At 65.4% G+C, this 1,151-nt stretch carries 1 protein-coding gene; it reads left to right on the top strand.

Going from position 1 to position 1,151, the window contains the following annotated elements:
* A partial coding sequence (tuf, locus tag Q0812_RS13730) for an elongation factor Tu (RefSeq protein WP_302110918.1) occupies positions 1 to 1,151 on the top strand: 1,151 nt, incomplete at its 3' end.

Below are 1,151 nucleotides of genomic sequence, written 5' to 3'. Positions count from 1 at the left end.
ATGGCCAAGGAAAAGTTTGAGCGGAACAAGCCGCACTGCAACATTGGCACGATTGGTCACGTGGACCATGGCAAGACGACGCTGACGGCGGCGATCACGATGACGCTGGCCAAGACGGGCGGCGCGACGGCCAAGAAGTACGAGGACATTGACGCGGCGCCGGAGGAGAAGGCGCGCGGCATCACGATCAACACGGCGCACGTGGAGTATGAGACGGCCAACCGTCACTACGCGCACGTGGATTGCCCGGGTCACGCCGACTACGTGAAGAACATGATCACCGGCGCGGCGCAGATGGACGGCGCCATCCTGGTGGTGTCGGCCGCCGACGGCCCGATGCCGCAGACGCGCGAGCACATCCTGCTGGCCCGTCAGGTGGGCGTGCCGGCGCTGGTGGTGTTCATGAACAAGGTCGACATGGTCGACGACGAGGAGCTGCTGGATCTGGTGGAGATGGAGGTGCGCGAGCTCCTGTCGTCCTATCAGTTCCCGGGCGACGACATTCCGATCGTCAAGGGTTCGGCCCTGGCGGCGGTGGAAGGCCGTGATCCGGCCATCGGCGAGGAGGCGATCCTGAAGCTGATGGAGGCGGTGGACAGCTACATTCCGCAGCCCGAGCGTCCGATCGACCAGCCCTTCCTGATGCCGGTGGAAGACGTGTTCTCGATCTCGGGCCGCGGCACGGTGGTGACGGGCCGGGTTGAGCGCGGCGTCATCAAGGTGGGCGAGGAAGTCGAGATCGTGGGCCTGCGCCCGGTTCAGAAGACGACCTGCACGGGCGTCGAGATGTTCCGCAAGCTGCTGGACCAGGGTCAGGCGGGCGACAACGTGGGCGTGCTGCTGCGCGGCACCAAGCGCGAGGACGTGGAGCGCGGCCAGGTGCTGTGCAAGCCGGGCTCGATCACGCCGCACACCAAGTTCATGGCCGAGGCGTACATCCTGACCAAGGAAGAAGGCGGCCGTCACACGCCGTTCTTCACCAACTATCGCCCGCAGTTCTACTTCCGCACCACGGACGTGACCGGCATCGTGCGCCTGAAGGAAGGCGTGGAGATGATCATGCCGGGCGACAACGCCGAGCTGGAAGTCGAGCTGATCACGCCCATCGCCATGGAGGAGAAGCTGCGCTTCGCCATCCGTGAAGGCGGCCG

Origin of the sequence: Peiella sedimenti (assembly GCF_030504955.1) — a bacterium.
GTDB classification, from domain to species: Bacteria; Pseudomonadota; Alphaproteobacteria; order Caulobacterales; family Caulobacteraceae; genus Brevundimonas; species Brevundimonas sedimenti.
Note: the sequence above shows the minus strand (reverse complement) of the source record. Positions and strands in the feature narration are given on the sequence as shown.